Below are 25571 nucleotides of genomic sequence, written 5' to 3' on the forward strand. Positions count from 1 at the left end.
TTGCCCGGTGACATTATCGGGGGCGGGTTAATCAGCTGTGATCAGACAAACGGATTTTCCGGACACTTTTACTGGTCCACTCCAGTTCACGTTGGAAGCTCAGGCTGTCGGCGACGGCTCCGTAATATCGTCACCGCGCCCGGACAAAAAGATCCCCAAACCGTTCAAGCCCTCGACCTTTTCGGAAAACGCTCGGACCACGATGAGGATCGGAACCGCGATGAACATGCCCACCGCCGACCACGCCCATCCCCAAAACGCGACGGCCACGAAGACTGCAACGGGGTTCAGTTTCAGGCTGCGTCCGACGGCAAAGGGTGTCACGAATTGCGCTTCTATGCTGGTCAGGCTGAAATACACGAGTGCAGGAACAACGGCCGCACCGACGGTATCGAAGGTGACGATACCGATCGCGAACGAGATCAGAACACCGGCAATGGCGCCCAAAAAAGGGATGAAGTTCAAGGCAAATGCCATGGCGCCGAAAAGCACAGGATTGGGCATTCCCAGGACCCAGAACGCAAGACCCACTGCGAGGCCGAGACCGGCATTGATGGTTGTGATCGTCAGGAAATAACGGCTGATCTTGCGCTCTATATCGTACACGATTCCGATTGCGCGCCGTTTGTCACGGAACGTCGGATTCACGGCCACGATCTTCTCGTAGAACATATCGCCCGACGCGATCAGGAAGAACAACATCACCAGTGTCAGCAGAAGTTGCGCGATCACGTATGGCACGGTGATCGCAGCCTGGGTCAGAAGCCCCGGTCCAGTATCGACCTTGAGCTGTGGGGTCTGATCGCCAGCGTCCGCCAATTCTTCGACCTTGTCGCTGGCCTCGGACACCTGATTTACCAGATCGCTGATTCCGCGAAGCTTGACCTCCACGTCGCGCATGATGCTGGGCGCGTTTTCCGCGTAGTTCTGCAACGGTCCGGAAAGACCGCCGATGGCCGCACCGCACACCGCAAGAAGGCCGATGACGATGACGGCGGCGGAAACTCCGTCCGGCACACGCCGCCGCTCACACCAGCGACGCACCGGTGAGAATGTCAGCGACAGCAGAAACGCCAAAACGAGCGGCATCAGGAAGCTTCGGGCGAGAACGATGATTACGCCCACCGCAATGACGAACAGGCCTTTCGTGCTCCAATGCGGACCTTTGGGTGCGATTTCGGACATTTCGGACATATGGCGTTCCTATTTATTGTAACGCGTCGGTGTTCAGACACATTCAGGTACGCATCGAAATACGATGTCTACCAGAAGCGTAACGCTGCCCGAGCCGTTCTGGACCCATTCGGTGCAAAATTTCCGGGCGTCTATTGACGCAACGCGTGGCCAGAACGAAAAACGGCGCACCCGAAGGCGCGCCGCTGTCTTTGACTGTCTGGCTGTATCAGTTCGCCGCCAGTTCCTTGGGCAGACGGAAGGTCCAGAGTGTCCCGCCTTGGTTCAGGTAGTTGACCTTCTTGGCCACTTCACCACCCCAGAGCGGAACCGCACCGCCCCAGCCAGAGATGACCGAGACATATTGCTCGCCGTCCTGGTCCCAGGTGATCGGCTGTCCAACGATGCCCGAGCCGGTCTGGAAGGACCAGAGCACTTCACCGGTCTCATCGTCGAGGGCCAGGAACTTGCCTTCGGGCGTGCCGAAGAACACCAGCCCGCCGGCTGTTGTCATGACACCGGACCAAAGCGGGGCTTCGTTCTTGTATTCCCACTTCCATTCACCGGTATCCGGATCGATCGCCTTGAGCGAGCCGATATGGTCCTCGTAGTTCGGCTTGATGGTGAAGCCGGACCCCAGATAAGCCGCGCCTTTCTTGTAGGTGATCGGCTCGTTCCAGATGTCCATGCCCCATTCGTTGGAGGGCACGTAGAAGTTGCCGGTCCGCTGCGAGAACGCCATCGGCATCCAGTTCTTGCCCCCGAGGAAGCCGGGGGAGGAGAACACGACCTCGCCCTTCTTGCCGTCGGCCGAGGCCGTAGGATCGCCGGGGCGGTTGTCCTCGACAAAGATCGGGCGGCCATCATCGCCGATATCGCTGGCCCAGGAGATGTCCTTGACGAACGGGTAGGCGTCGACAAACGCACCGTCCTCGCGGTTCAGGACGTAGAAGAACCCGTTCCGGTCGGCGGTGGCATAACGCATGTTGCCTTCACGGTCGGTATAGGCGACGACCTCGTTCACACCATCATAGTCCCAGCCTTCACGCGGCGTGGTCTGGTAATGCCACTTGATCTCGCCCGTCGCCGGGTCGATGCCCAGACGGCTGGCGGCATAGAGGTTGTCGCCGGTATTGCCGTCGGTCGGCTCTCCCGCGCCGCGCAGGTGGCTGTTCCACGGGGCAGGGTTGCCCGTTCCGAAGACGAGCGTATCGGTATCGGCGTCGTAGGACCCGCCCAGCCACGTCGCACCGCCGCCGGTCTTCCACATATCGCCCGGCCAGGTCGCGTTCAGCGTGCCGGTCATGGTGCTCTCTTCGCCATTGAGCATGCCCATATGGCCTTCGATCACCGGACGCTCCCAGACCAGATCGCCGTTTTCGACATTGCGCGCCTGCACCGATCCGACGATGCCGAATTCGCCACCCGAATTGCCGGTGATGACCAGATCGCCGACAACCAGCGGTGCCGCCGTGTAGGAGTATCCGGCCTTGTAATCGTTGATCTGATCCCGCCAGACCACGTCGCCGGTCTTGGCATCGAGCGCCACGATCCGCGCGTCCAGAGTGCCGAAGATCACCTTGTCACCGGCAAGAGCCGCGCCACGGTTGATCACGTCACAGCAGGGCAGGATACCTTCGGGCAGACGCGCGTCGTACTGCCAAAGCTCTTCGCCGGTGTTCACGTCGATCGCATAAAGGCGCGAGTAGGAGCCGGTGATGTACATGATGCCATCGTAAACCAGCGGCTGCGTTTCCTGCCCACGCTGCTTTTCGCCACCAAGGCTGAACGCCCAGGCCGGGACAAGGTTCTTGACGTTGTCCTTGTTCAGCGCGTCGAGCGGCGAATACCGCTGCAAATGCCGACCCATCCCGTTGGTGACGACCTGGTTGGTCATCGTCTGGTCATTGGCCAGCATTTCCTCGGTCACACCCTGCGCGAATGCGCCGGTGGCGGCGAGCATGCTGGCTGTGACGGCGGCAACAAATCTGTTCATCCGTATTCCTCCCGTGAACTTCAGTTGCAAAAATCCAGATGCACACCGGCGCAAATGGACGATTGTCGGGCAGTATAGGGATTATGAAAAGCTGTTGTACGCGACTTGGGTCGTAAGACCTTTGCAAGGTTGACAGGTGGTTGCAGCCGTCGTTTTGCAGCGTGATTCGGAAGAAAGGAAGTCGCACGAATTCACCATCGGACAATCTCTGCTGGCTTGCCCGGAAGGTCCGGCGTTCGCCTGAAATGGACCCGCTGCGATGGGTAGATTGGAAAAAAGAATCAGCTTGGAGAAGGAATCTTTTCGCCAATTGCGCTGCCTCACACCAGAAAAATTAGGGCTTGGGGATAGTCGACGATCAGCGATGCAATCTAAGATAGACGTTCAGCAATCAAAGATTGTATTGTGGCGCAAATTTGACTTTTTCCTTTGAAAATAGGCCGCTGAGGGAGTATTTGTAGTTGAAATACCCAAAGTTTTGGCATGGCTGGGTAGTATTTTTGTTTTTATGTGTCTGCGAACATCGCAGGAGGGGATTAACCATGAAGTCATCAATTCAGAGTTTTGCAGTTGCCACCTTTTTATCTGTTTTCGGTGGTTTTGGCGCCAACGCAGCAACGATTACCTTAAATATTGTAGACATCCCCGAGACGACTCTGTTCGGACAACTAAGCTATACGGGGAACATTGGTGACATACTTGGGTTCTATTCCGATGGTCTCACGGTTCCGCCGGCATCCGCGCCTTTGAGCACGTCCAAGGCGGAAAGATATGACACGCCGCCGGGGTCTGGCAATGCAGGTATGGAAACTTTAGTCCAGTCGCTTACGGGTTTGGCCGTGGTCAATTTGGGCGGTACGGAATTGCCAATATCGAACAGCAGCGCGACTGTGGCCGCCAACACGTACTTCACGACTAAATTCGGACAATCTGTGGCAGTTTTCTGGAACACCAGTGATTTGGACATTCTGGTAACCTTTGACGATTCAAATAACACTTGCTCCGGTCAGAAGGGCAATTCCAACCAATGTGGTACCATCAGCCACTTTAAAGCCATTTCTGATGGCACCGGCGGCGGCGGCGGCGGCACCGGGCCGATGCTACCGGTTCCTCTTCCGGCGGGTCTGCCTCTGATCCTGTCCGGTTTGGGTGTGTTCGGGTTCTTGAGACTGCGGTCCCGCAAATCCGCTTGATCCCGCTTTGCGGCCTCCCCTTAATTTAAATTGAAATGTGGCGCGTCTGACGAAGGCGCGCCACAAAACTGCTCTATTCCATACGTAATGATCTCCGCGAACCGTGGAAAATTACGCGCTGGAGATGAGCAATGGGCAACCGAAATCCGCTACCCGGACGTTCCAAGAATAAAGTAGTCGAGGTGTTGCCCGAAGGGTTTGATCTTGCCTATGTTGAAGAGTTTTTTGCGACCGGAAAACCGTCGAAACTCGCGCGAGAGATGGTGCTGCCGAACGCGTCCCAAGATGAAGAACCTGCCGCGCCGGTCCACGCGCAACGTGGCGAAGACGGACTGAACCACGCAAACGCGATGACCGACGTCGATCTGAATTTGCATGCCCAACCGCTAAGGGCGCAAAGCGATCCGGAAGAAACACTACCTGATATCGGCGGAGCCGGTGCCAAGCCTGTGGGGACCGGCAAAAAAACCACCGACGACGCAGACGGTTCAGGTGCAAAGCCCGCGGGTCGCGGCAAAACAAGTACCGATGGTGGTGATAGCGGGGGACCCGGGAAAGGTGGCGGTCGCAACAAGACGAAAACCGAACCTGTAGATGAAACCGATACCACCGGTGGCGATGCAACCAACACCGATGGCGGTTCGAATACGGGAGGAACGGATACTGGCGGCTCGGCCGACACCGGAGACTCGTCAGATACACCCGACCCGCAGCCGTCGCCGGTTCTGGCCGACTTTGTCAGCGGTCTGGATACTCCTGACGGTTTCAATGTCTCGGTCTCCTTTGACGGAGCATGGACCGACAGCATGATTCAACAGTTCGTTCAGGGCGTGGAGATGATCAGCGACATCATCATTGGCGATTTGCCCGACGTCAACGGCATCGACGATATCCACATCACGGCATCTCTGACGTCGATCGACGGTTCGGGCGGATACTGGGGCTGGGGCGGTACGACGGCAAGCCGAGCCGAGTCATTGCTGCCGTCCTCGGGCTACATCAAGCTGGATGAAGCCGATATCGGAGCAATGGAAAGCTACGACCTTATTGATGATTTCGTCTTCCACGAAATCTTACACGCTCTAGGTTTCGGCACATCCTGGAACGCTATGGGGCTTGTCGACACGATCGACGGAAGCCTCCGTTTCATCGGAGAAAACGCGATCAAAGCCTATAATGATGTCTATTCCGCTATTGCTTCCAACGATCCGCTGTCTGCCTACGGCGTACCGGTGGAGATGGACGGTGGAAGCGGGACCGCAGGTGTTCATTGGGACGACGCGACGTTTGGCAAGGAAGTTATGACCGGGCAGTTGGATTTTTCCAACAACGTCTCAGACATGACAATCGCGGCGCTTCAGGACATGGGTTACGAGACCGTCTACAGCGACTACTATACGTTAGTGTAACTTGTGGGCTGAAATTCTGCGGGAAACATGAGCAGGTGTCGCCCACAGACCAGCTCGAAACCTGTCCGTTTGCTGTCTTGCGCGCCCGAAACGCCAAGGTTTGATCATACAGACCATTATCTTCGACCCAGCACACGAACGGACTCCCCCATCGGCAGGGTGAACACCCGTGTAACGAAGGCACAATCGCTGCATGAAAGGAACCCGGGGCGTTGCCGATGCGTTGACTCGTCGCGTTTACCCGACCGAATGAATAGGAGCCCCGTGACGACCGTTCAGATCATCGCAGCCGCAATTCTTTTGCCCTTCACGTTTGCCTTCATCTACGCAGGCATCCACGAATACCGCCGGTACAAATCCGAAGGTCGCGCGAGCTATGGGCTCGTTTACAACGAAGAGACCGGAACCACCCATGTCACCGGGATCGGCGACGATGAGGATCCCTACGATCCGGACGACTTCGACCCGAGCGATTATAACTCAGCGACAAGCGAAGATGACGAGAACGACGACAAGAAATGACGGCGGAGTGTTCGCCAGGTCAATGCTATTGAAGTGTGTCCCGCCACTTTGCGTCACCGGCTGACCGTCGGTGTCGCTCGCTCGACGCGTTCGACCCATACCGCTCGAACGCGCCCGCTGTCTTGATCAGTCCGAAATCGCCGAATTGTCCTGCGTGGTGATTGACACGAGATAGGCGAGGATGAAATCCTGCACAGTCCGGTCCTCGATACCCACATGGCGCATCTTGGTGCCGGGCATGAAGCCGTCATTGTCCTCCATCCAGGCCCGCAGCGCCGCGGGCGTCCAGACAATGCCCGACGCCTCCAAAGCAATCGAATAGTCGTAATCCGGATAGGTCCCGGCACCGCGCCCGACGATGTTCTCGAGCGGCGGTCCGTATGACGCATCCGTCGGTTCAACCGCGTGGCAGCGGCGGCACTCGGCCTCGAACAGCGCCTTTCCCGCGTCGATCTTGATCTGCTCGAAGGTGGTCTCGCTGGCAATGGCGGGCAGGGCGCAAAGGCTGGTGGCGGCAATCAGGGCAAGGCGGTGCATGGGGTGGTCTCCTTCAAAGGTTGTCGACACCGTAAAAACCCGCAGACCCTGCCAGTATGATCCACATCAAGCTATTCGACCTTGGCCCACATCCTTTGGTCGTATTTCCGCACGAAACGCCGCTGTTACTGTGTGTGCAATCATTCTGGGAGGACATGATGAGCTTTTTCTCCACACTCCGTGCGACCTCTGCGGCATTTGTGCTTTGCGCAGGTGCGGCCCTCGCCGAAACACCCGTTCTCAAGGCTGCCGTTCTCGAATTCGGCACCGTGAACTGGGAACTCGACAGCATCAAGCACAATGGCTTCGACACCGCCAACGGGTTCGAGCTTGAGGTGCAGGGCGTCGCCGGAAGCTCTGCCGCGCAGGTCGCGTTTCAGGGCGGCGAAACCGACGTGATCGTGTCCGACTGGCTCTGGGTCGCGCGCCAGCGCGCCGAGGGCAAGGATTACATTTTCATCCCCTATTCCAAGGCCGTGGGCGCGCTTCTGGTCCCCGAGGGCAGCACCGCCACATCGCTGGCCGACCTTAGGGGCGGCAAGATCGGCATTGCGGGCGGGCCGCTCGACAAAAGCTGGCTGATCCTGCGGGCCTACGCCGAAAAGATGCACGGCTTGGATCTCGTGACCGAGACCGAACAGGTCTTTGGCGCGCCGCCGCTGATCTTCAAGACCGGCCTTCAGGGCGAGTTGGACGGTGCCATCAACTTCTGGCATTTCCTCGCCAAGATGGAGGCGGGCGGCATGACACCCCTCATCACCGTGGACGAAGCCGCGCGCGAGTTGGGTCTGGACCCTGAAACGCCGCTTCTCGGGTACGTCCTGCGCGGAGACATGCTGCGCGACCATCCGGAACTGGTCGAAGGTTTGGCCGACGCCAGCCGCGCCGCGAAAGATCTGCTGGCCAGCGACGACGCCGAATGGGACCGCCTGCGCCCGCGCATGAACGCCAACACCGACGCCGAATTTGAGGCACTCAAGGCCGGGTATCGCGCGGGCATTCCCGCAGACGCCCCAGTGAACGAAGAGGCCGCGGCCCGCATGTTGGCTCTGATGGCCGAGCTGGGCGGAGAGAAGCTCATCGGTGCGGCGACCACCTTGCCCGAAGGCGTCTTCGTCCAACCCGGAAGCTGATGCGGTGTCCGCTGCTCCGACCCTCAAACTGGTGAGCAATCGCGACACCGTCAAACCGGCGGAGGCCCCTCCGCCGGTCCTCAGCGTCACGCTCACCGGCATGTCCTTCGGCGACAAACCCGTGCTCGGCCCCATCGACCTTGCCTTGGCCCCACGCGAGACCGTGGCGATCACCGGCCCGTCCGGTGTGGGCAAGACAACGCTCATGCGCATCATCGCCGGGCTTGAGCCGCGCTACGACGGCCATATCCGCCGCCCCGAGAAGCTGGCGATGGTGTTTCAGGAACCCACGCTCATGCGCTGGCGCACCGTCGCCGACAACCTCGCGATCACGCTGGGCCTGACGCCAGCCCAGATCGACATCGCGCTGGAAGAGGTCGGCCTCGCCGGTCGCGGCGACGCCTTCCCGGATCAACTGTCCCTCGGCCAACAACGCCGCCTGTCGCTGGCCCGCGCCTTCGCCGGTAAACCGGATATGCTGCTGATGGACGAACCCTTCGTCAGCCTCGACGCGGAGTTGTCGGACGAAATGATGACCCTCTTCGAACGCCTGCGCGACACCCACGGCGTCGCCACGCTCCTCGTCACCCACGCGATCCCCGAGGCGGAACGGCTGGCCACGCGTATCCTGCACCTATCAGGAACGCCTGCGCAGTTGCAGCCGCGCGGCTCCTAGAACAGCGGCGCATACTTCCAATTGTCCGCATCCGGCGTGACCTCGTCGAGATTATAACCCGCACCCTGCAACCGCTTGGCCACCGGCAAGCCGTCGGCCGCCGCCTCATCCACGAATTGTCGTCCCAACGCCTCGTCCTGGGCGATGCCATGCCCGCGCATCAGGTTCAGACCGTGGTTGAACTTGCCCACCGGATCGCCCAGCTCCGCCGCCTGCCGATCCCACCCCGCGCTGGCCTCGGGGTCGTACTCTCCGCCCAGCCCATTGTTGTCCAAATGGCTCATCCAGGTCATCGCGCCGGTATAGCCAGCCTCGGCGCAGTTCTTGAACAGTGCCCGCGCCGCCGCGTGATCGCCCGACTTGGTCAGCATGTAGCCCGTGGAACAGAGCACCATGTCCGTCTCGCCCTCGGCCGCGCGGTCCAGCATGGATTGCCACGTCATCTCGTCGGGATTCAGGGTGCCGCCCGGATCGTCGTCAGGTTCGGCCCACAGGCCGGAGGTCGTCAGCGCCAGCGCGCAACTCAGCGGGGTCAGGATCTGTCTCATGCCCCATACCTAGCGCAAAACCGGCGCGAGGTCTCCCGGGCTATGGTCGTAGATCACCCCTTGCGCGTCATCATCCCGCGCGCGGGGTCATAGCCCCAGACCGCCAGCGCCATGAACACCGCCGTGGCCAGCGCTGTCCACACAAGCGCCATCGCGTTCATCTCCACGTAAAGCGCGAACCGGATCAACTCGACCGAATGTGTGAACGGATTGACGGCGCAGATGTCGTGCAACAGCTCGGAACTTTCCGCCATTTTCCACAGCGGGTAGAGCGCCGAGGACAGGAAAAACATCGGGAAGATCACGAAATTCATCACCCCCGCGAAGTTCTCCAACTGCTTGATGAAACTCGACAGCGCCAACCCCAACGCCCCCAGCATCAACCCGGCCAGCAAAAGCGCGGGCAGGGCGGCCAGATACCCCCAGCCGGGCAAGGTGATGTCGAAGAGCCACGCCACCAGCAGGAAGGTGTAGACCTGCAAGATCGAGATGATCGTGCTGCCCAGAAGCTTGCTGAACAAGAGCCACGCCCGCGACAGGGGCGCGGTCAGCAAAAGCCGCATCGACCCCATCTCGCGGTCGTAGACAAGGCTCAGGGACGACTGCATCCCGTTGAACAGCAGGATCATCCCGCACAGCCCCGGCACGATATAGGTCTCGTAGGTGATATAGGTCTGGTAGGGCGGGCTGATCGACAGGCCAAGCGCCGCGCGGAACCCGGCGGCGAAGACCAGCAGCCAGACCAGTGGTCGGACCAGCGCCGCGATGAACCGCTCGCGCTGATGCACGAAACGCAACGCCTCGCGGATCACGATGGCCCGCATGGCGACCAAGGCATGCCGCGTGCCGCTCATGCCTCCGCCCCGGTCATCTGCGCGAAATACGCGGGCAGGGGGGAATCTCCCCGCAACGCGCCGCACAGCCCATCCGCCAGAACGCGCCCCCGGTGCAGCAGGATCACCTGGTCACCGTCCCCCACCTCGTCGGTCAGATGCGTCGCCCAAAGCACCGTCACCCCGGTGTCGCTGCACAGATCGTGGATATGTCGTGTCAAACCCGCCCGCGTGGTCGCATCCAGACCCACCGTGGGCTCGTCCAGCAAAAGCACCTTGGGATCGTGCAACAGCGCCCGCGCGATCTCGGTCCGCCTTCGGTGCCCGCCGTTCAGACCGCGCGCCTTTTCCCCGGCACGCTCGGCCATCCCCAAACGGTCGAGCGCCGCGTCGATCCGCCAGTCGGCATCGCGCCGCGCGAGCCCGTGCAGCGCCGCGAAATAGCGCAGGTTCTGCCGCACCGTCAGATCAAGATCGAGCGTCAACTGTTGAAACACGACACCCAGATCCGCCATCGCCGCCAAGGGTGCTGTGCGCAAATCATGCCCCGCAATGGTGATCGACCCACCCTGCGTCACGAAGAGCCGCGTGAGCAGGGAAAAGAGTGTCGATTTTCCCGCCCCGTTCGGCCCCAGAAGCGCCGCGAACTGCCCGCGCCCCACCGTGAAGGACACGTCCTCGAGCGCGGTCTTGGCACCATAGGAAAAACCGAGCTGTTTCACCGAAAGGCTCATGCGCACCAGACCCCGGCTTCTTTGGGCGAAAAATACCTCGGGGGAGCGCCGCAGGCGCGGGGGCAGAGCCCCCGATTTTGCGTCGCCGCAAAATCCACGATGCGTCGACGCATCGTGCCCCCGTCACGTACCACGGCGCGTCATTCGATGGTGATCTCCAACCGCTGCGTTTCACCGGTCGATCCCGGCACCCGCAGGAAATAGCTGCCCGGCTTGATCGCCACGAAGCCGATCTCCATCACGCCCGCATCGTCGAACTCGATGGAATTCAACCCCAGAGGCCTGATTTCGAGGTCGTTCACAATGATCTCGTCGATCCAGATGGCGCGAAAGAATTCTGAGCCTTCCAGCGCAAGCTCTGCCGATCCGTCGCCTTCGATCTCGAATTCGTAATAGGTGCCCGAGGTCAAAACCCAAGGGGCTTCCGACAGCGGCATCCCCGAACTCAGCGTAATCGGTGGCAGATCGGCCTTGTTGGCCGAGGACAGGATGCCCGCGCGGCCCCAATCCTCGCGTGGGGCGCCGTCTGCCAAGGCAAGCGCGGGAAGAAGCGTGGCCGCGGCGAACGCCAGCAATGCTGGTTTCATGGTCGTCTCCTTGCTGTCAGTGGACTCAGTCAGTGGGTCGGAACGCCGCGCCCCAGGGGAAGCGGCCGACCTTGATGCTCTTGATCGGCTTGCGGCTGGCCACGTCGATCACGGTCACGTCGCCCGACACCCCGTTGGTGGTGAAAAGCTGCGTCCGGTCGCGGTTGAAATCCATGTGCCAGACCCGGCGGCCGACCAGGATGTACTCCTCGACCTCGTAGGTTTCGGCATTGACCACGGCCACGTGGTTCGATGGCCCCAAAGCGACAAAGGCGTGGGTGTAACCGGTGGTGAATTCGAACCCCACGGGCTGCACCCGGTCGGGGTGGATATTGGCGACCTCGAAGTCGATCTTGGCTTTCTCGGTCTGGGTCGCCACGTCGAACACCGTGATCGTGCCCCCGATCTCGGAACTCACCCAAAGCTCGGTGCCGTCCTTGACGAATTCCGCGTGACGGGGGCGCGAATCGACCAGCGTGTTGGCGAACAGTTCCTGTGTTTCGGTGTCGATCCAATGCGCCATGCTCGTGGTTTCCGACGTGGTGATGGCGATCTTGCCGTCGGGGCTGACCGCCATGCCTTCGGGTTCGATGCCGACGTCGATCTGCGCCACGACAGTGCGCGTTTCGGTGTCCACCACGGTGGTGATCGCATCGTCCTCGTTGGCGATGTAGAGATGCCGGTTGTCGGGATGCAGCACGAATTGCTCGGGGTCTTCGCCCGAGGGCAGATCGTGCAGGATCTCGCCCGTGTCGGGATCCATCACCTGCACCGCGTCGCTGTCCGACGCGCAGATATAGACGACAGAGAAATCCTTGGAAAATGTGATCCCGCGCGGACGTTCGCCGGTGTCGATGGTGCGCACGACCTCGAGCGTTTCGATGTCGATCACGCTGATCGTGTCGTCCTTTTCGTTTGTCACCCAGATCTCGTCCGCCCATGCGGCAGAGCACATCAGCGCGGCGGTCAGCGTGGTGAGGATCGGCAGTTTCATCGGTGTCGGTCCTTTTGGTTGGTGTCGGATCGGGGGCCAGCCCCCGAACCCCCGGAGTTTATCCGGCAAGATGAAGGGGCAGGTCAGTTCTCGAAGGCGGTGCAATCGCTTTCGGGTTGATCGAGACCAAGCGTGTCCAGTTCGGTGCGCTGGTGCAGGAAACCTTCGAGCGGGGCTTGCGCCACGAGCGCGCGTTCGTGGACCAGCGGGATCGGTTGACGCAACTGGCCGTTCCAGCTGCGGAAGGTCAGGGGGCGGCCCTTGAAGCCTGCCAGTTCGAACGCGTCCGACAGCATGTAGTCGCGCAGTGTCTCGGCATCCGCGGCGCCGGTGCGTGTGACCGCTTCTCCGATCGCGCGCACGGCCGCCCAGGCGGCGTAATCGCGGTCCTGCATCGGACGGTTTGCCAGCTCCTCGAAGCGGGATTGCAGTTGCGCGGCGCCCCAGGCCTCGACCACGCGGTGCCATGTGACGGGGCGCAAGCCTTCGGATCCCGCCACCGGGCGCGGGCGCCAGGTGTTAAACGAGATGTAGCGCGCGAAGTCGTCGGCGGCATCGGCCACCAGAAGCACGTCGTAATCGCCGAGGTCCTGTGTGAACAGCGGCACCTCTTGCGACGCGTTGCGGCGCATGTCGGCGTCGAAGGCCCAGGTCTTGCGCGCGCCGAAATCCAAACCGAACTTGCGCGCCGACGTCTCGAGCGTGTTGGCCCAGGCCTGATCCTCGGGCCGGTCGCCCGCGATCAGCGCGATCTCGTCCCAGCGGCGGGTCACGAAGAACTGCATGAGCGCATCCGCCTTCATTGCGTAGGAGGGCAGGGTGTGCAGCACACGGGCGCGGCATTGCGCGCTGCGCAAGGCCATATCGGCGGCACCCGCATTGAAGAGAAGCGCCTCCGCCGCCTCGGGAAGATCGGCGGCGGCCAGCACCTGCGCCAAGGGCGCGTCCAGCACCAGCAAGCCGGTCTCGGCCAAGGCGGCGCGCGTGACTTCCGCGAAATCCTGATCCTCGGCCACCTCGGTGACGGTCAGGCTGTAGCTTTGCCCCAGAAAGCGCCCGGTCGTGATGTTGTCCTCGAGCCCCAACTCGGCGCCCCTGAGGCCCAGATCCTCGGGGATCGGATCGAGATTGGACAGGGTCGGGGGCGCCGGCACGATCTGCTTGAGGTAGTGGATATTCACCGCCACCTCGGCCCCCGCGCCGGACGCGGACCCCAAGACAAGGGCGCAGAACATGACCCGCACAAGGCGCAGCAATCGCAGCATCTGAAATCCTCCCTCAGCGACAGTAGACCGGCGGTAAAATCCGCCGAAATACGACCATTGTCTCGGGGCCGATCGCCCGGAATCGCCCCATCGCGCCACGAAAGTCCAATACCCGCCCCGCCACCGCGCCGGTACACATCCACCAAAGACACAGGATTGTGCCTGAGGAGGACCCCATGACCGCTACACCGTTCAAATCCGCCTGTGCCGCTTTGGCACTGACCGCCGCCGCCACGCTTGTGCAGGCCCATGGTGATGTCGCCCCGCAAGCCGTCGACACCGCCGGGCTGCCGGAAACCGGCGACGAGTGGCTCACGGAAAACCCCTACCGCGCGGAAGAGGTAGGTGAAGAGGTCTGGGCGCTGGCCGTCACTGTCGGCGCGTCGGGATACAACCAAAACTGCGCGCGCTGCCACGGTCTCGAGGTTATCTCGGGCGGGCTCGCCCCGGATCTGCGCTTTCTCGAGGCCGAGGAATACGGCGACGAATGGTATGTCGAGCGCTTCCGCGACGGCTATACCCAGAACGGCATCACCAAGATGCCCGCTTTCGGCGAATTGCTGGGCCAGGACGCCGCCTGGGCGATCCGCACCTATATCGAAACCCGACCCGACGACGCGTCGATGGAAGAAGCGTCCGACGAGTTGAAGACGCTGCGCGACGAGATCGCGGGCTATGCCGAGGACCCGTCCAACGCCGATGCCGACGCGCTCAAGACCCGCCTGTCCGAAATCGCGGCGGGGATCGAAACGCTGTCCGGGGCGCCCGTGGCCGACAGTGCCGCCTACCGCGCCGCCATCCTGATCGACGGCACGCAGGAGGCCTATGCCCGCGCCGCCGAAGCCTTGACGATCGGTCTGTCTGCGGCACACTGACGGCATGACACCGATGGTGCGCGCAACTTTCACCGCGATTTTGCTGGCCGTGGCCTCTCCGGCTCTGGCCAGCGATCCCTGCGCCGATTGGGTGCCGCAGCCCAAGCCGCAGAACGCCGACCGCGACATTGTCGGCCAGGACATCGACCAGATCATCGACCGGGGCTACATCACCTTCGCGGTCTACGAAGATTATCCGCCCTATAGCTGGGAAGAGGCCGGTCAGCCGCGCGGCATCGACATCGACATCGGCCACATCATCGCCGAGGATCTTGGCGTGGAGCCGCGTTTCAATTTCGTCACCGCCGGTGAAAACCTCGATGCCGATCTGCGCAACAATGTCTGGAAGGGCCCGATCATCGGCGGCGCAGTGTCGAACGTCATGCTGCGCGTGCCCTATGACAGTGCGTTCAACTGCCGGGTCGAACAGGTGGTCTTTACAGGCCAGTACATGACCGAAAGCATCGCGATCGCCTATGCGCAGGACGCCTATCCCGACGGCGGCCCGGTCCCGGCCTATTTCCGCTTCGACACTGTGGCGGTGGAGAATGACTCGATCGCCGATTTCTACCTGACCAGCTTTGCCGGGGGGCAGCTTTCGCAAGGGATCCGCCGCTATCCATCGATGCAGGACGCGATGGAGGCCCTGTCCAAGGGCGAGGTGATGGCCGCGATGGGACCGCTGGCGCAGCTGGAATTCGGCGCGGGCGAGGGCATCGCGATCCACCAGCCGCCGCTGCCCGGTTTTGCCAAATCGAAATGGACGCTCGGCACGGGCAGCCATTTCGCCTATCGTGGGCTGAGCTACTCGGTAGACGATGCCATTTTCGCCGCCCTGTCCGACGGACGGATCACGGCGATCTTCGAAAGCTATGGGCTGACCCATCAGCCCCCGGAAAGATAGCTTTCGCACCCATGTTAAGCCATTGGTCTTATATGCCCCCGGGGTTCGACCCCCTAGGCTGACCACCAAGGAAGGATCACACCGATGCACATGACCGATTCCCGCACGATTGCCGCCAGCCCTGAGGAGGTCTGGAACGCGATCCTCGATCCCGAAGTGCTCAAGCAATGCGTGCCCGGCTGCACCGAGATGAGCGGCAATGCCGAGGACGGCTTTGAAGCCACCGTGGTGCAGAAGGTCGGCCCGGTGAAGGCGACCTTCAAGGGCACCGTCGTTCTGTCGGACATGGTTCCGGGGCAATCGCTGACCCTGACCGGCGAAGGCAAGGGCGGCGCCGCGGGCTTTGCCAAGGGCGGCGCGGATGTGAAACTCAACGCCGTCGAGGGCGGGACCGAGCTTCACTACGATGTTGACGCCAAGGTCGGCGGCAAGCTGGCGCAGCTGGGCAGCCGCATCATCGACGGCTTCGCCAAGAAGATGGCCGACCAGTTCTTCAGCAATTTCCAGTCCGCTGTCGAAGGGCCGCAGGACGCGGACGCAGACACCGCTGACACCGCCGCTGATCCGGCCGAGGCAGACGCGGAAGGTGGGGAAAAGAAAAAGGGCTGGTTCAAGAAACTCGTTTCTTGATCGCCGCAAGTTTCTGAAACACAAAAGATATCGAATATCGACGGGAGGAGTTTGATGACAAAGGTTACAATGACGGTGAACGGGAAATCCGTCTCCGGAGAGGTAAAGGGCAACACGCTCTTGACCGATTTCTTGCGCACCGACCTGCGCCTCACGGGAACCCATGTCGGCTGCGATACGTCGCAATGCGGCGCCTGCGTCGTGCATGTGAACGGCGAGGCGGTCAAAGCCTGCACCATGTTTGCCGCCGAAGCCGACGGAACCGAGGTCACGACCATCGAAGGCATGGCCAATGCGGACGGGTCGCTCAACGTAATCCAGCAGGCGTTCCAGGAATATCACGGGCTTCAGTGCGGCTTCTGCACACCGGGCATGGTGATGTCGGCGGCAGCCTTGCTCAAGGAAAACCCCAAACCGTCCGAAGCGGAAGTTCGGGATTACCTCGAAGGCAACATCTGCCGCTGCACCGGCTACCACAACATCGTGCGCGCCATTCTGGCGGCATCCGGTCAGGATGTCCCCGCGGTCGCGGCTGAATAAGACAGAAACGTAGGGTGTGTGCGCGCACACACCGCTCTTAGGGAGGAATTCGACTATGCCGAAGGATCATGGCATTGGCGCAAGCCCGAAGCGGCGTGAAGACGTCCGCTTTCTGACAGGCGCCGGCAATTATACCGACGACATCAACGTACACGGTCAGGCTTATGTGCACTTCCTGCGTTCGGACGTGGCGCATGGCAAGATCAACAAGATCGACACCAGCACCGCCGAAGGCATGCCGGGTGTCGTGCGCATCTTCACCGGGGCCGATTTCGAAGGTGTCGGCGGTCTGCCCTGCGGTTGGCAGGTGACGGACAAGAACGGCGAAGTCATGAAGGAACCGGCCCACCCGGTTCTGGCTCAGGGCAAGGTGCGCCATGTCGGCGATCCGATCGCCGCCGTTGTCGCCGACAGTCTCGAAGAGGCCCGCACCGCCGCCGAAGCCATCGAGCTTGATATCGAAGAACTGCCCGCCGTCGTGGATATGGGCAAAGCGCTCGAAGCGGGCGCCACCAAGGTCCACGACGACCTGTCCGACAACCTCTGCTATGACTGGCAATTCGGCACGGACACCGAAACCACCGACGCCGCCTTCGCCAAGGCCGCGCATGTGACGACGCTGGAACTGGTCAACAACCGTCTCGTTGCTAACCCGATGGAGCCACGCGTCGCCGTGGGGGATTACTCCCGTGCAGGGGACGACTACACGCTCTACACCACGAGCCAGAACCCACACGTCATCCGCCTCTTGATGGGCGCGTTCGTGCTGGGTATCCCCGAACACAAACTGCGCGTCGTGGCGCCCGATGTGGGCGGCGGCTTCGGCACCAAGATCTTCCACTACGCGGAAGAGGCGTTCTGCACCTTCGCCGCCAAGGCCTGCAATCGCCCGGTCAAGTGGACCTCCACCCGTTCCGAGGCGTTCATGTCCGACGCGCATGGCCGTGACCACGTGACCAAGATCGAACTCGCTCTGGACAAGGACAACAACTTCCTCGCGGTCCGCACCGACACCAAGGCGAATATGGGCGCGTATCTCAGCACCTTCTCGTCCTCGGTGCCGACTTGGCTGCACGGCACGCTGATGGCGGGCAACTACAAGACGCCCGCGGTCCAGGTGAACGTGAAGGCCGTCTTCACCAACACCGTTCCGGTGGACGCATACCGTGGCGCAGGCCGCCCCGAAGCGACGTTCCAGCTTGAACGCGTGATCGACAAGGCCGCGCGTGAACTGGGTGTCGACCCGATCGCGCTGCGCCGCCAGAACTTCATCACGCAATTCCCCTACGCCACGCCCGTCGCCGTCGAATACGACACCGGCGATTACGAAGCGACGATGGCCAAGATGGAAGAGCTGATGGACATTCCCGGCTTCGCCGCCCGTCGCGCCGAGTCCGAGAAGAACGGCAAGCTGCGCGGTCTCGGCGTCAACTGCTTCATCGAAGCCTGCGGCATTGCGCCCTCGAACCTCGTCGGCCAACTCGGCGCGCGCGCAGGTCTCTATGACGCCGCCACCGTCCGGGTAAACGCCACCGGCTCCATCTCGGTGATGGTCGGCGCGCACAGCCACGGGCAGGGGCACGAAACCGTGTTCCCGCAGGTCGTGGCCGAAATGCTCGGCATCGACGAGAGCATGATCGACATCGTCCACGGCGACACGTCGAAGATCCCCTTCGGTATGGGCACCTACGGCTCGCGCTCCTTGGCGGTCTGCGGATCGGCAATGGTCCGCGCGACCGAGAAGATCATCAACAAAGCCAAGAAGATCGCCGGCCACCTTCTCGAAGCGTCCGACAGCGATATCGAGCTCAAGGACGGCCAGTTCACCGTCGCAGGCACCGACAAATCGGTCGCCTGGGGCGATGTCACACTGGCCGCCTATGTGCCGCACAACTACCCGCTCGAAGACATCGAACCGGGACTTGAGGAAACCGCCTTCTACGATCCGGCGAACTTCACCTACCCGGCAGGCGCCTATGCCTGCGAGGTCGAACTGGACCCCGAAACCGGCAAGGTCACGATCGAAAAATTCGTGAGCGCGGACGATTTCGGCAACGTGGTCAACCCGATGATCGTGGAAGGCCAGGTGCATGGCGGCATCGCCCAGGGCATCGGCCAGGCGCTTCTCGAAAACTGCGCCTATGACGAAAACGGCCAGCTGCTGAGCGCGTCCTACATGGATTACGCCATGCCGCGCGCCGACGACCTGCCGCACATGGCGAACTACGTGGTGGACCATTCCTGCCAGACCCCGTGCACGCACAACCCGTTGGGCGTGAAAGGCTGCGGCGAGGCCGGGGCCATCGGCTCACCGCCCACGGTGGTGAACGCGGTGATCGACGCGCTGCACTCTGGCGGTCACACCCACGTCTCCCATATCGACATGCCCGTCACGCCGTCGCGCGTCTGGGCTGCCATGAACAGCCAATAAGGAGGGCTGAATATGTATAGCTTTGACATTCAACGGCCCACATCCGTGGCGGACGCGGTCGCGGCATTGGGAACGGACGAGGCACTGCCCCTGGGCGGCGGCCAGACCCTGATCCCGACGCTCAAGCAACGTCTCTCGGCACCCTCGGTGCTGGTCAGCTTGTCCGGCATCGCCGAGATCAAGGGCGTCTGCACCGGCGATGACGGCGCGCTCTGCATCGGCGGCGGCACCACCCATGCCACCGTGGCGCGCGAGGCGACAGGCTACCCGGCACTGGCCGAACTTGCGGGCAATATCGGCGATCCGGCGGTCCGCAATCGCGGCACCATCGGCGGCAGCCTGGCCAACAACGATCCGTCGGCCTGTTACCCGGCCGCGGCGCTGGCTTCGGGCGCGACCATCGTGACCAACACGCGTGAGATCGCAGCGGATGACTACTTCCAGGGCATGTTCGAAACCGCTCTGAACGAGGGAGAGATCATCACCGAGGTCCGCTTCCCGGTGCCCGAAAAGGGCGCCTACATGAAGTTCGAACAGCCCGCTTCGCGCTTCGCTCTGGTCGGCGTGTTTGTTGCCAAATACGCCGATGGCGTGCGGGTGGCCGTCACCGGTGCGTCGGAAGAGGGCGTGTTCCGCTGGACCGAGGCTGAAAAGGCGCTGTCGTCGAACTTCGCACCCGAGGCCGTGGACGGCCTGTCGGTGTCGGGCGACGGCATGATCTCGGACCTGCACGGCTCGGGCGCCTACCGCGCGCATCTCGTGGGCGTGATGACCAAACGCGCGGTAGCCGCCGCGCACTGAGCGTCGTTTACTGAAAAACCAAAGCCCCGGTCCCTAGACCGGGGCTTTTGCGATCCGGCGCACGATGCGTCACCACTTCGTCCTCGACGCGTCACCGCGTCCCGAAGTTTCCGTCAACGGAAACTCTTGCCGCTCTGCCCAATATCCCGAGATTTTTGAAACCGAAGACGATCAGATCGTCTGGATATCCCCATCCGCATCCACGACCGTGATGCGGCGCAACCCGGCGCGGACCTTCATCTGCTTAAGCGCTTTGTGATCCATGAACACCGCCGCGGTCGACAGGGCATCCGCCATCGTGGCTGACGCCGCCTCGACACTCACGGTCGACCAAAGCGGTGTCTGCCCACCGGGGCCCAGGATATGCGCCTTGTCGCCCAGCATCAGCGCGGTCGGGCTGGACGTGGCGATGGCCATGTCGCGAAGCTGACGCGTGCCCAGATGACCGTGGGCGGGGTCCTCAAGCCCCAGCGTAAACGGACCGCCAAGCGCGCCCTGTTCGCCGATATCGACCAGCGCGGTCTCCACCCCGTGCCGCCGCAGCAAAAGCCGCATCACATCTGTGGCGAAGCCCTGCGCGATGCCGTTGAAGGTCAGCGCCTGACCGCTCTGCAATTCGATCATCCGATCCGAATATCGGACGCGCTCCCACCCGACGGTGGCGCGCGCGGCGTCGATATCGCGTCCGCGCGCCATCGCCTCCCACACCGGTTGGATCGTCGGATCGAACAGGCCGTCGCTCATCTGATGCGCGTCATCCGCACGGACCATCAGGCTGCGCATCAGCACTTTCGGGTCGCGCAGCCGCCCCATCATGTTCAGCCGCGCCAGCTCGGATGTCGGGCGGAACAGGCTGAACGCCTCTTCGACATTCACCAAAAGCCGCGGCACATCGGCCAACGCGCGCTGGGTGACCTCGCGCGGCCCGTGCAACGTGACCGAAACATCCGCTCCCAGCGCGCGGCCCGACCAGGTGTCCGCCTGCGCAAGGGCAGGGGTGCAGGCAAAGGCGGCGGCAAGGGTGATGAAGCGACGTCGTTTCATTCGGCAGGCACCGTGTTCGGATGGCCCAGATCGCGGGGCGCCCTGCGGCCCGCACGTTCCTTGAGGATCAGCGGCACGCATTGGTCCGCGTCGTCATGGATCGTGACGCAGTCAAGGCATTGGAAACATTCGGAGTACTGAATTTTCCCGGTTTTTGAGATTGCTCCATACTCACACTTTACCCGGCACAATTGACATGGCGACCCGCATTCAAGGCGTCGCGGAATCCAGTTGCGCAGGCGCAACAGCCCACCGATGGCCATGAGAGCGCCCAACGGGCAGAGGTACCGGCAGAACCCCTTGAACACGACCATGCCCAGCACCAGCCACAGCGCGGCATAGGCGACATAGTACCATTCGCGCACGAAATAGACGGTAATCGCGGTCTTGAACGGTTCGATCTCGGCCGCCTTGTCCATGTAGGACGGGGCAAAGATCGTGACGGCCACCAACCCGGCAAGCGCCACGTATTTCAGCGATTTCAGCCGCGCGTCCCAGCGCGCGCTCGGTTCGATCCTGGGCAGGCGCAGCAGGCGCCCCAAGTGATGCGCGAATTCCTGCAACGCGCCGAACGGGCACAGCCAGCCGCAAAAGAGACCACGCCCCCAAAGCACGAAGCCCAGGATCACCACCGCCCAGATCAGCAACGAAAACGGATCGTAGAGCAGGAACGCAAACGAGCCTCCCGCCATCGCCGTCTGAAGCGCCGCCAGAGGTGTCACGATGGACAACTGCCCCTGTCCCCACCAGCCGATAAAGCCCAGCACCACCGCGAGGACGCCCAACCGCACCGGCGTAAACGCGGCCAGACCCGCCAATCGGCTTTGCGCGCCCAAAAGCACCGCCACCAGCACCGTCAGGAACACCGCCAGCACGATCAGGTCCGTCTGTCGGTTCAGGATCGCCTCTTTCCACGGCGGCAGCTTTTCCACCACCGCCGGGCGGGCAAAGAACCTCTCATCCGTCACATGCGTCGCGGCCAGCTGCACCGATCCGATCTCGGGCTGGAACATCCCGTGTTCGCGCACCGCCTCCACGGTCATGGTCCACTCCCGCGTCGGATCGAAGCCCAGCCGCCGGTCGGTGCGCAGGATCATCGCGACCCCGTCATGCAGCGCGTCCGGCACCGCGTCCGACAGCTCCACGAAAAGATCCGCATCCCGCAGCGCCACCGGAAACCCGTCCTGTTCCGCGCCGATCCAGTCGGGCGAGGTGTTGCGCACGAACTCCTCCGACACCAACCCATGCCGCGCCGTTTCGATCACAAGAATCGGCTCGTCAAAGGTCGAGATCGACATGAACCGGTCCAACTCCTCCAGCGTGTCCGCGTCCAGCAGCACCCGTGCAATCGACTTCGGCCCCACATCCGCGATCCACAGGTCAAGGAACACGCCCTCGGGGTCGTCCAGCGCCTCGGGGTCGTCATCGTCCCACACCGTCCCCTCGAACAGCGCCTGCACCTCGGCATTGCTCGCCACCCGACGCGTCACCAACCCCTGCGTCACCAGATCGTCCCAGGTCAGCACCTCGACATACTCGGGGTCCGGATAGGCCGGCGGCCCCGACGCGATGCCCTGCATCTTCTCGCGCGCCACCTGCAACGCCGCCGCCAGCACCGACTCGTGCGCGATCCGCACCGAGGCCGTGGCCTTCGTCACCCCGTCCAGATAGACCAATCCGCCACCCCCGGACGATCCGCCATAAGGCGTGCCCACCACCAGCGAGTCGCTGATCGAATGGCCGCGATACTGCTCGAAGAACGCGTGGAACGGCGCCTGTCCCAACCCGCTGACAAAGATCGGCTCGTTGTGGTTCAGCAGCTGCACATCCAGGAACCGCCCGTCGAGATCCAAGACAACAAGCACATTGACCGGCGCGCCGGAAAAGCCGGGCAGGGGGGCCATCGGCTCGGTCTGGAACACGTAGCCCGCATGCGCCCCGCCCGAATTCAAGAGCTCGTACACCCCGTTATCCGAGATCAACGTCCCAAGGCTCATCGGCGCATAGATCCGCGCCGCGATCTCCTCTTCGGACAAGACCTCCGCCTGCGCGAACAGCGCACTCAGACACCACAGCAACGCGGCGAATATCGCTCGAAGGCCTCCCATGGGCGCGACCATAAAACCGCGCCCCGCGCCGCTATATTGGACCTTCGTCCAAGAGCCATCCCGCCATGCCGTCCCCTATGCTGCCGCCATGCGCGCACCTGTCCACGTCACCCTGATCTCGCTGGCCCTGCTGGTCCTCGCCTGGACACTGGGGGCCTGGGCGATGCAGGACCCCGACATCCTGCCCACGCCCCTCGCGGTCTGGCAGGTGATCGCGGCGGAATCGGCCAGCGGAGACCTCTGGTACCACATGGCCAACACCCTGCGCCGCGTCGCCCTTGCCTTTGCGCTCGCCATGAGCGTCGGCTGCGCGCTCGGCCTCGCCATGGGCCGGTCCGAGCGACTCAACATGTGGCTCGACCCGTGGGTGACGGTGTTCCTGAACCTGCCCGCGCTGGTGATCATTGTGCTCTGCTACCTCTGGATCGGCCTGAACGAGGTCGCCGCCATCATCGCCGTCGCCCTCAACAAGACCGCCATGGTCACCGTCACGATCCGAGAGGGCGTCCGCACGCTCGACCGCGGCGTCGCCGACATGGCGCAGGTCTACCGGCTGAGCCCCATGACCCGCCTGCGCCACGTCATCTGGCCCCAGCTTGGGCCTTTTGTGGCCACCAGCACCCGCAACGGGCTGGCCGTGATCTGGAAAATCGTGCTGGTGGTCGAGTTCCTCGGCCGCTCCAACGGCGTCGGCTTCCAGATCCATTTGTATTTTCAGCTCTTCGACACCGCCACCGTCATGGCCTACGCGCTGGCCTTCACGGGCGTGATGCTGAGCATCGAGTACGGTCTGGTACAGCGGTGGGAGAGGGGGGCGACTGCGTGGCGTCGGGTATGATATGGGCGGTGCGTTAAATCATGCACCGTACAACCGAATAACACCGTAGGGTGCGTGCTCGCACGCACCAATACCAAATCAAATTTCTCGGAAGAGCGAGTTATCCGAAGTGACGTTCACGGTACTCCTTGCACACACCGTCAATGCCGGGGAACAACGATCCGTATGAAATCCCCATCAATCCAAGTTGCTTTAAGGCCTTCGGTTTGTCGGATGGATCCAAGTCGAAAACACGAAGATATCGCGTTCCTCGTTCATTTTCTCGAAATTTGATGTAAGTTTCAATGTCATCCAAGTTTGTGATTGTTCCGATCGACTGCTGTGGCAGGGCGCGAGGATTGCCGATTGCATAGGGTTCAAGGATAGAGAAGTGAGGGCGGCAGAAGATGATGTTATTGAGTTGGTTGTAGTTGTGCCTCCAGCTTTTTGCGTCGAACATGAAAATCCTTACTGGTCCTCTTTCTCGGCCTTGGTCGCTTAGCGATGAATAAGCAAAAAATGCCGCTATGTATGGTGAGTAGGACCAATCCAGCAGCGGTGTCGGGTAACCATGGTGCTGGAGCAAATGCATGAAAGCGCCGTTGTGCTCAGGAACCTGAGGATCGAAAAGTTGGTTAGTAGCACCAACACTCGCGTGTCGCACCCTCGGAACATCTTCATCCCAATATCGGAAAAGGTCCTTACGACGAGTTCTGTGGAAAGACGTTCGGAGTCGCCAAGGTTTCGATTGCCCACGAAAAATGTAACGGTACGGAGCAAGGGATAGATCACTTACCAAATTTTGAAATTCAGTCCACCCAAGAGTGCCTTCATCAGGCAAGTACTCAGATTTTGAGTTGGCTCGGCTTTTTTGAAGCAAGAGGTTTCCGCTTGTTTCAATGTCCGTTTCCCAAGATCCAACCAGCGATGATGCCTCGACTTTTAGGCGCAGATCCAGTTTTTGGGGAAATTCGCCCTCAACCTCCGTTAACGACATGACCTGTGGATAGCGTGGATTGATGGGCACGGGACGAAGGTTCAAATTCACTGAATTGGCGTTTGGTGTGAAATCAACCTGAGCGGCACAGCTTGGAATGCTGTCATCATTGTCAAACGCGTAGGCTGATCCCAAGAGATGATCGTCTTCGAGGTCCAAATCGAGAAGCGCCAGACCGGAATTTGTTCCACTGTATTGACCGAGCCATTGACCTTCGAACCGCTTAACAAACTCTTTTGACATGAAGAGGCCCTCATATATTGGAACATTTTGAGCAAGCTAATCTACTTGGCACCACATACGGTAGGAGGCGTCGGTGCGTCTATCAACTTGTTTCCTAGGAGTTGGAGTTGCGAAAACTCGAAAACGCCCAATCCTCCGCCCTGTCCACCAGACCGTGCTTCACTGGATTGAGCCAACAATACCGAACATGCGCGGCAAAGTCCGCCTCATCACGAATGTGATGTTCCCAATATCGACGTTGCCATACGCCGCGTTCTTGCCGTTTGACATGACTCCCGCGAACCTGTCCCAGCGGAACCTCGCGCGAGAATCTGGACTTGATGAGCCGCCATCGTGTTGAATAGTCAGTATCGCCTTGGGGCAACCGCCATATACAATGCATGTGATCGGGCAAGACGACCCACGCGCCTATCTCGAAAGGCCTTTCGGCCCTTGTGACGCGAACCGCTTGCCGCAAGAGATCGATCTCTCGAACAAGCAAATCGCTGCGCCGATCAGCCAGAGCAACGGTGAAAAAGATCGGGACGCCGGAAAGTTTGGGGCGACGATAGCTGGACATGCCGCACAGTCGGCGGGATTGG

General features: G+C 61.5%; 24 protein-coding genes. 12 read left to right on the plus strand and 12 right to left on the minus strand.

The annotated features are described in order from the left end of the window. Positions 1-99 precede the first annotated feature (99 nt). Complete coding sequence (locus Q1B16_RS07000; protein WP_299785874.1) at positions 100-1194, minus strand: AI-2E family transporter; 1095 nt, start codon at positions 1192-1194, stop codon at positions 100-102. 208 nt (positions 1195-1402) lie between these two features. Then, complete coding sequence (locus Q1B16_RS07005; protein WP_299785876.1) at positions 1403-3169, minus strand: PQQ-dependent methanol/ethanol family dehydrogenase; 1767 nt, start codon at positions 3167-3169, stop codon at positions 1403-1405. Between the two features lie 542 nt (positions 3170-3711). Between Q1B16_RS07005 and Q1B16_RS07010 the strand changes: the two genes are divergently transcribed. The 3 genes from Q1B16_RS07010 to Q1B16_RS07020 all read left to right on the plus strand — a co-directional run bounded on the left by Q1B16_RS07010 (position 3712) and on the right by Q1B16_RS07020 (position 6293). Continuing rightward, positions 3712-4362 carry a VPLPA-CTERM sorting domain-containing protein gene (locus tag Q1B16_RS07010; RefSeq protein ID WP_299785878.1) on the plus strand — a complete coding sequence of 217 codons (651 nt, stop codon included), beginning with the start codon at positions 3712-3714 and terminating at the stop codon, positions 4360-4362. Between the two features lie 131 nt (positions 4363-4493). After that, entirely contained in the window at positions 4494-5771 is a 1278-nt protein-coding gene (locus Q1B16_RS07015) for a leishmanolysin-related zinc metalloendopeptidase (RefSeq protein WP_299785880.1), read from the plus strand. A 264-nt stretch (positions 5772-6035) separates the two neighbouring features. After that, on the plus strand, positions 6036-6293 hold the full coding sequence (locus tag Q1B16_RS07020; RefSeq protein ID WP_299785882.1) for a hypothetical protein: 258 nt from the start codon (positions 6036-6038) through the stop codon (positions 6291-6293). A gap of 126 nt (positions 6294-6419) precedes the next feature. Here the strand turns inward: Q1B16_RS07020 and Q1B16_RS07025 are convergent, their stop codons facing one another. Beyond that, the gene (locus tag Q1B16_RS07025; RefSeq protein ID WP_299785884.1) at positions 6420-6830 is read right to left on the minus strand and encodes a c-type cytochrome; all 411 of its coding nucleotides are present in this window, start codon (positions 6828-6830) and stop codon (positions 6420-6422) included. Between the two features lie 155 nt (positions 6831-6985). On the opposite strand from Q1B16_RS07025, the gene Q1B16_RS07030 reads away from it, so the two are divergent. Then, positions 6986-7963 (plus strand): ABC transporter substrate-binding protein, encoded by a 978-nt coding sequence (locus tag Q1B16_RS07030; RefSeq protein ID WP_299785886.1) that lies wholly within the window; start codon positions 6986-6988, stop codon positions 7961-7963. A 4-nt stretch (positions 7964-7967) separates the two neighbouring features. Further along, positions 7968-8639, plus strand: coding sequence for an ATP-binding cassette domain-containing protein (locus tag Q1B16_RS07035; RefSeq protein WP_299785888.1), 672 nt, complete (start codon positions 7968-7970; stop codon positions 8637-8639). On the opposite strand, the gene Q1B16_RS07040 is transcribed toward Q1B16_RS07035, so the two are convergent. From Q1B16_RS07040 to Q1B16_RS07065, 6 genes are all read right to left on the minus strand, one after another. After that, entirely contained in the window at positions 8636-9187 is a 552-nt protein-coding gene (locus tag Q1B16_RS07040; protein WP_299785890.1) for a sel1 repeat family protein, read from the minus strand. The genes Q1B16_RS07035 and Q1B16_RS07040 overlap by 4 nt on opposite strands. Before the next feature lie 53 nt (positions 9188-9240). Beyond that, positions 9241-10041 carry an ABC transporter permease gene (locus tag Q1B16_RS07045; protein WP_299785892.1) on the minus strand — a complete coding sequence of 267 codons (801 nt, stop codon included), beginning with the start codon at positions 10039-10041 and terminating at the stop codon, positions 9241-9243. Then, a complete protein-coding gene (locus Q1B16_RS07050; protein ID WP_299785894.1) occupies positions 10038-10754 on the minus strand; it encodes an ABC transporter ATP-binding protein in 717 nt (238 codons plus the stop codon). The genes Q1B16_RS07045 and Q1B16_RS07050 overlap by 4 nt, the downstream gene beginning before the upstream one ends. A 140-nt stretch (positions 10755-10894) precedes the next feature. Next, a complete protein-coding gene (locus Q1B16_RS07055) occupies positions 10895-11341 on the minus strand; it encodes a hypothetical protein (RefSeq protein ID WP_299785896.1) in 447 nt (148 codons plus the stop codon). A gap of 25 nt (positions 11342-11366) precedes the next feature. After that, positions 11367-12335: a YVTN family beta-propeller repeat protein gene (locus Q1B16_RS07060; RefSeq protein WP_299785898.1), complete on the minus strand. Its 969-nt coding sequence runs from the start codon at positions 12333-12335 to the stop codon at positions 11367-11369. 83 nt (positions 12336-12418) lie between these two features. Further along, positions 12419-13600: an ABC transporter substrate-binding protein gene (locus Q1B16_RS07065; protein ID WP_299785900.1), complete on the minus strand. Its 1182-nt coding sequence runs from the start codon at positions 13598-13600 to the stop codon at positions 12419-12421. A gap of 176 nt (positions 13601-13776) precedes the next feature. Between Q1B16_RS07065 and pedF the strand changes: the two genes are divergently transcribed. The 6 genes from pedF to Q1B16_RS07095 all read left to right on the plus strand — a co-directional run bounded on the left by pedF (position 13777) and on the right by Q1B16_RS07095 (position 19781). After that, the gene (pedF, locus tag Q1B16_RS07070; RefSeq protein ID WP_299785902.1) at positions 13777-14475 is read left to right on the plus strand and encodes a cytochrome c-550 PedF; all 699 of its coding nucleotides are present in this window, start codon (positions 13777-13779) and stop codon (positions 14473-14475) included. 13 nt (positions 14476-14488) lie between these two features. Then, the gene (locus Q1B16_RS07075; RefSeq protein ID WP_299785904.1) at positions 14489-15379 is read left to right on the plus strand and encodes a transporter substrate-binding domain-containing protein; all 891 of its coding nucleotides are present in this window, start codon (positions 14489-14491) and stop codon (positions 15377-15379) included. An 84-nt stretch (positions 15380-15463) separates the two neighbouring features. Then, positions 15464-16009, plus strand: a complete 546-nt coding sequence (locus tag Q1B16_RS07080) for a carbon monoxide dehydrogenase subunit G (RefSeq protein WP_299785906.1) — start codon at positions 15464-15466, stop codon at positions 16007-16009. Between the two features lie 54 nt (positions 16010-16063). After that, on the plus strand, positions 16064-16549 hold the full coding sequence (locus Q1B16_RS07085) for a (2Fe-2S)-binding protein (RefSeq protein WP_299785908.1): 486 nt from the start codon (positions 16064-16066) through the stop codon (positions 16547-16549). 55 nt (positions 16550-16604) lie between these two features. Continuing rightward, positions 16605-18980: a xanthine dehydrogenase family protein molybdopterin-binding subunit gene (locus Q1B16_RS07090; RefSeq protein ID WP_299785910.1), complete on the plus strand. Its 2376-nt coding sequence runs from the start codon at positions 16605-16607 to the stop codon at positions 18978-18980. A gap of 12 nt (positions 18981-18992) precedes the next feature. Further along, on the plus strand, positions 18993-19781 hold the full coding sequence (locus Q1B16_RS07095; RefSeq protein WP_299785912.1) for a xanthine dehydrogenase family protein subunit M: 789 nt from the start codon (positions 18993-18995) through the stop codon (positions 19779-19781). Positions 19782-19952: 171 nt separating this feature from the next. Here Q1B16_RS07095 and Q1B16_RS07100 read toward each other — a convergent pair whose 3' ends face one another. Together Q1B16_RS07100 and Q1B16_RS07105 are read right to left on the minus strand one after the other, a co-directional pair. Next, positions 19953-20825, minus strand: coding sequence for an FAD:protein FMN transferase (locus Q1B16_RS07100; RefSeq protein ID WP_299785914.1), 873 nt, complete (start codon positions 20823-20825; stop codon positions 19953-19955). Next, on the minus strand, positions 20822-22933 hold the full coding sequence (locus Q1B16_RS07105; RefSeq protein WP_299785916.1) for a 4Fe-4S binding protein: 2112 nt from the start codon (positions 22931-22933) through the stop codon (positions 20822-20824). The genes Q1B16_RS07100 and Q1B16_RS07105 overlap by 4 nt, the downstream gene beginning before the upstream one ends. A gap of 88 nt (positions 22934-23021) precedes the next feature. Here Q1B16_RS07105 and Q1B16_RS07110 point away from each other — a divergent pair, with 88 nt between their 5' ends. Next, positions 23022-23771: an ABC transporter permease gene (locus Q1B16_RS07110; protein ID WP_299785918.1), complete on the plus strand. Its 750-nt coding sequence runs from the start codon at positions 23022-23024 to the stop codon at positions 23769-23771. A 100-nt stretch (positions 23772-23871) separates the two neighbouring features. Here Q1B16_RS07110 and Q1B16_RS07115 read toward each other — a convergent pair whose 3' ends face one another. Beyond that, the gene (locus Q1B16_RS07115; protein WP_299785920.1) at positions 23872-24990 is read right to left on the minus strand and encodes an FRG domain-containing protein; all 1119 of its coding nucleotides are present in this window, start codon (positions 24988-24990) and stop codon (positions 23872-23874) included. Positions 24991-25571: the final 581 nt, after the last annotated feature.

Origin of the sequence: uncultured Marivita sp. (genome assembly GCF_947488135.1) — a bacterium.
Lineage (GTDB): Bacteria > Pseudomonadota > Alphaproteobacteria > Rhodobacterales > Rhodobacteraceae > Marivita.

Excerpts from the sequence above, each read along its gene's own strand:
- Q1B16_RS07000 (WP_299785874.1), bottom strand. The coding sequence starts at position 1,194 with ATGTCCGAAATGTCCGAAATCGCACCCAAAGGTCCGCATTGGAGCACG.
- Q1B16_RS07005 (WP_299785876.1), bottom strand. The coding sequence starts at position 3,169 with ATGAACAGATTTGTTGCCGCCGTCACAGCCAGCATGCTCGCCGCCACC.
- Q1B16_RS07010 (WP_299785878.1), top strand. The coding sequence starts at position 3,712 with ATGAAGTCATCAATTCAGAGTTTTGCAGTTGCCACCTTTTTATCTGTT.
- Q1B16_RS07015 (WP_299785880.1), top strand. The coding sequence starts at position 4,494 with ATGGGCAACCGAAATCCGCTACCCGGACGTTCCAAGAATAAAGTAGTC.
- Q1B16_RS07025 (WP_299785884.1), bottom strand. The coding sequence starts at position 6,830 with ATGCACCGCCTTGCCCTGATTGCCGCCACCAGCCTTTGCGCCCTGCCC.
- Q1B16_RS07030 (WP_299785886.1), top strand. The coding sequence starts at position 6,986 with ATGATGAGCTTTTTCTCCACACTCCGTGCGACCTCTGCGGCATTTGTG.
- Q1B16_RS07040 (WP_299785890.1), bottom strand. The coding sequence starts at position 9,187 with ATGAGACAGATCCTGACCCCGCTGAGTTGCGCGCTGGCGCTGACGACC.
- Q1B16_RS07045 (WP_299785892.1), bottom strand. The coding sequence starts at position 10,041 with ATGAGCGGCACGCGGCATGCCTTGGTCGCCATGCGGGCCATCGTGATC.
- Q1B16_RS07050 (WP_299785894.1), bottom strand. The coding sequence starts at position 10,754 with ATGAGCCTTTCGGTGAAACAGCTCGGTTTTTCCTATGGTGCCAAGACC.
- Q1B16_RS07055 (WP_299785896.1), bottom strand. The coding sequence starts at position 11,341 with ATGAAACCAGCATTGCTGGCGTTCGCCGCGGCCACGCTTCTTCCCGCG.
- Q1B16_RS07060 (WP_299785898.1), bottom strand. The coding sequence starts at position 12,335 with ATGAAACTGCCGATCCTCACCACGCTGACCGCCGCGCTGATGTGCTCT.
- Q1B16_RS07065 (WP_299785900.1), bottom strand. The coding sequence starts at position 13,600 with ATGCTGCGATTGCTGCGCCTTGTGCGGGTCATGTTCTGCGCCCTTGTC.
- pedF (WP_299785902.1), top strand. The coding sequence starts at position 13,777 with ATGACCGCTACACCGTTCAAATCCGCCTGTGCCGCTTTGGCACTGACC.
- Q1B16_RS07075 (WP_299785904.1), top strand. The coding sequence starts at position 14,489 with ATGGTGCGCGCAACTTTCACCGCGATTTTGCTGGCCGTGGCCTCTCCG.
- Q1B16_RS07080 (WP_299785906.1), top strand. The coding sequence starts at position 15,464 with ATGCACATGACCGATTCCCGCACGATTGCCGCCAGCCCTGAGGAGGTC.
- Q1B16_RS07085 (WP_299785908.1), top strand. The coding sequence starts at position 16,064 with ATGACAAAGGTTACAATGACGGTGAACGGGAAATCCGTCTCCGGAGAG.
- Q1B16_RS07090 (WP_299785910.1), top strand. The coding sequence starts at position 16,605 with ATGCCGAAGGATCATGGCATTGGCGCAAGCCCGAAGCGGCGTGAAGAC.
- Q1B16_RS07095 (WP_299785912.1), top strand. The coding sequence starts at position 18,993 with ATGTATAGCTTTGACATTCAACGGCCCACATCCGTGGCGGACGCGGTC.
- Q1B16_RS07100 (WP_299785914.1), bottom strand. The coding sequence starts at position 20,825 with ATGAAACGACGTCGCTTCATCACCCTTGCCGCCGCCTTTGCCTGCACC.
- Q1B16_RS07105 (WP_299785916.1), bottom strand. The coding sequence starts at position 22,933 with ATGGGAGGCCTTCGAGCGATATTCGCCGCGTTGCTGTGGTGTCTGAGT.
- Q1B16_RS07110 (WP_299785918.1), top strand. The coding sequence starts at position 23,022 with ATGCGCGCACCTGTCCACGTCACCCTGATCTCGCTGGCCCTGCTGGTC.
- Q1B16_RS07115 (WP_299785920.1), bottom strand. The coding sequence starts at position 24,990 with ATGTCAAAAGAGTTTGTTAAGCGGTTCGAAGGTCAATGGCTCGGTCAA.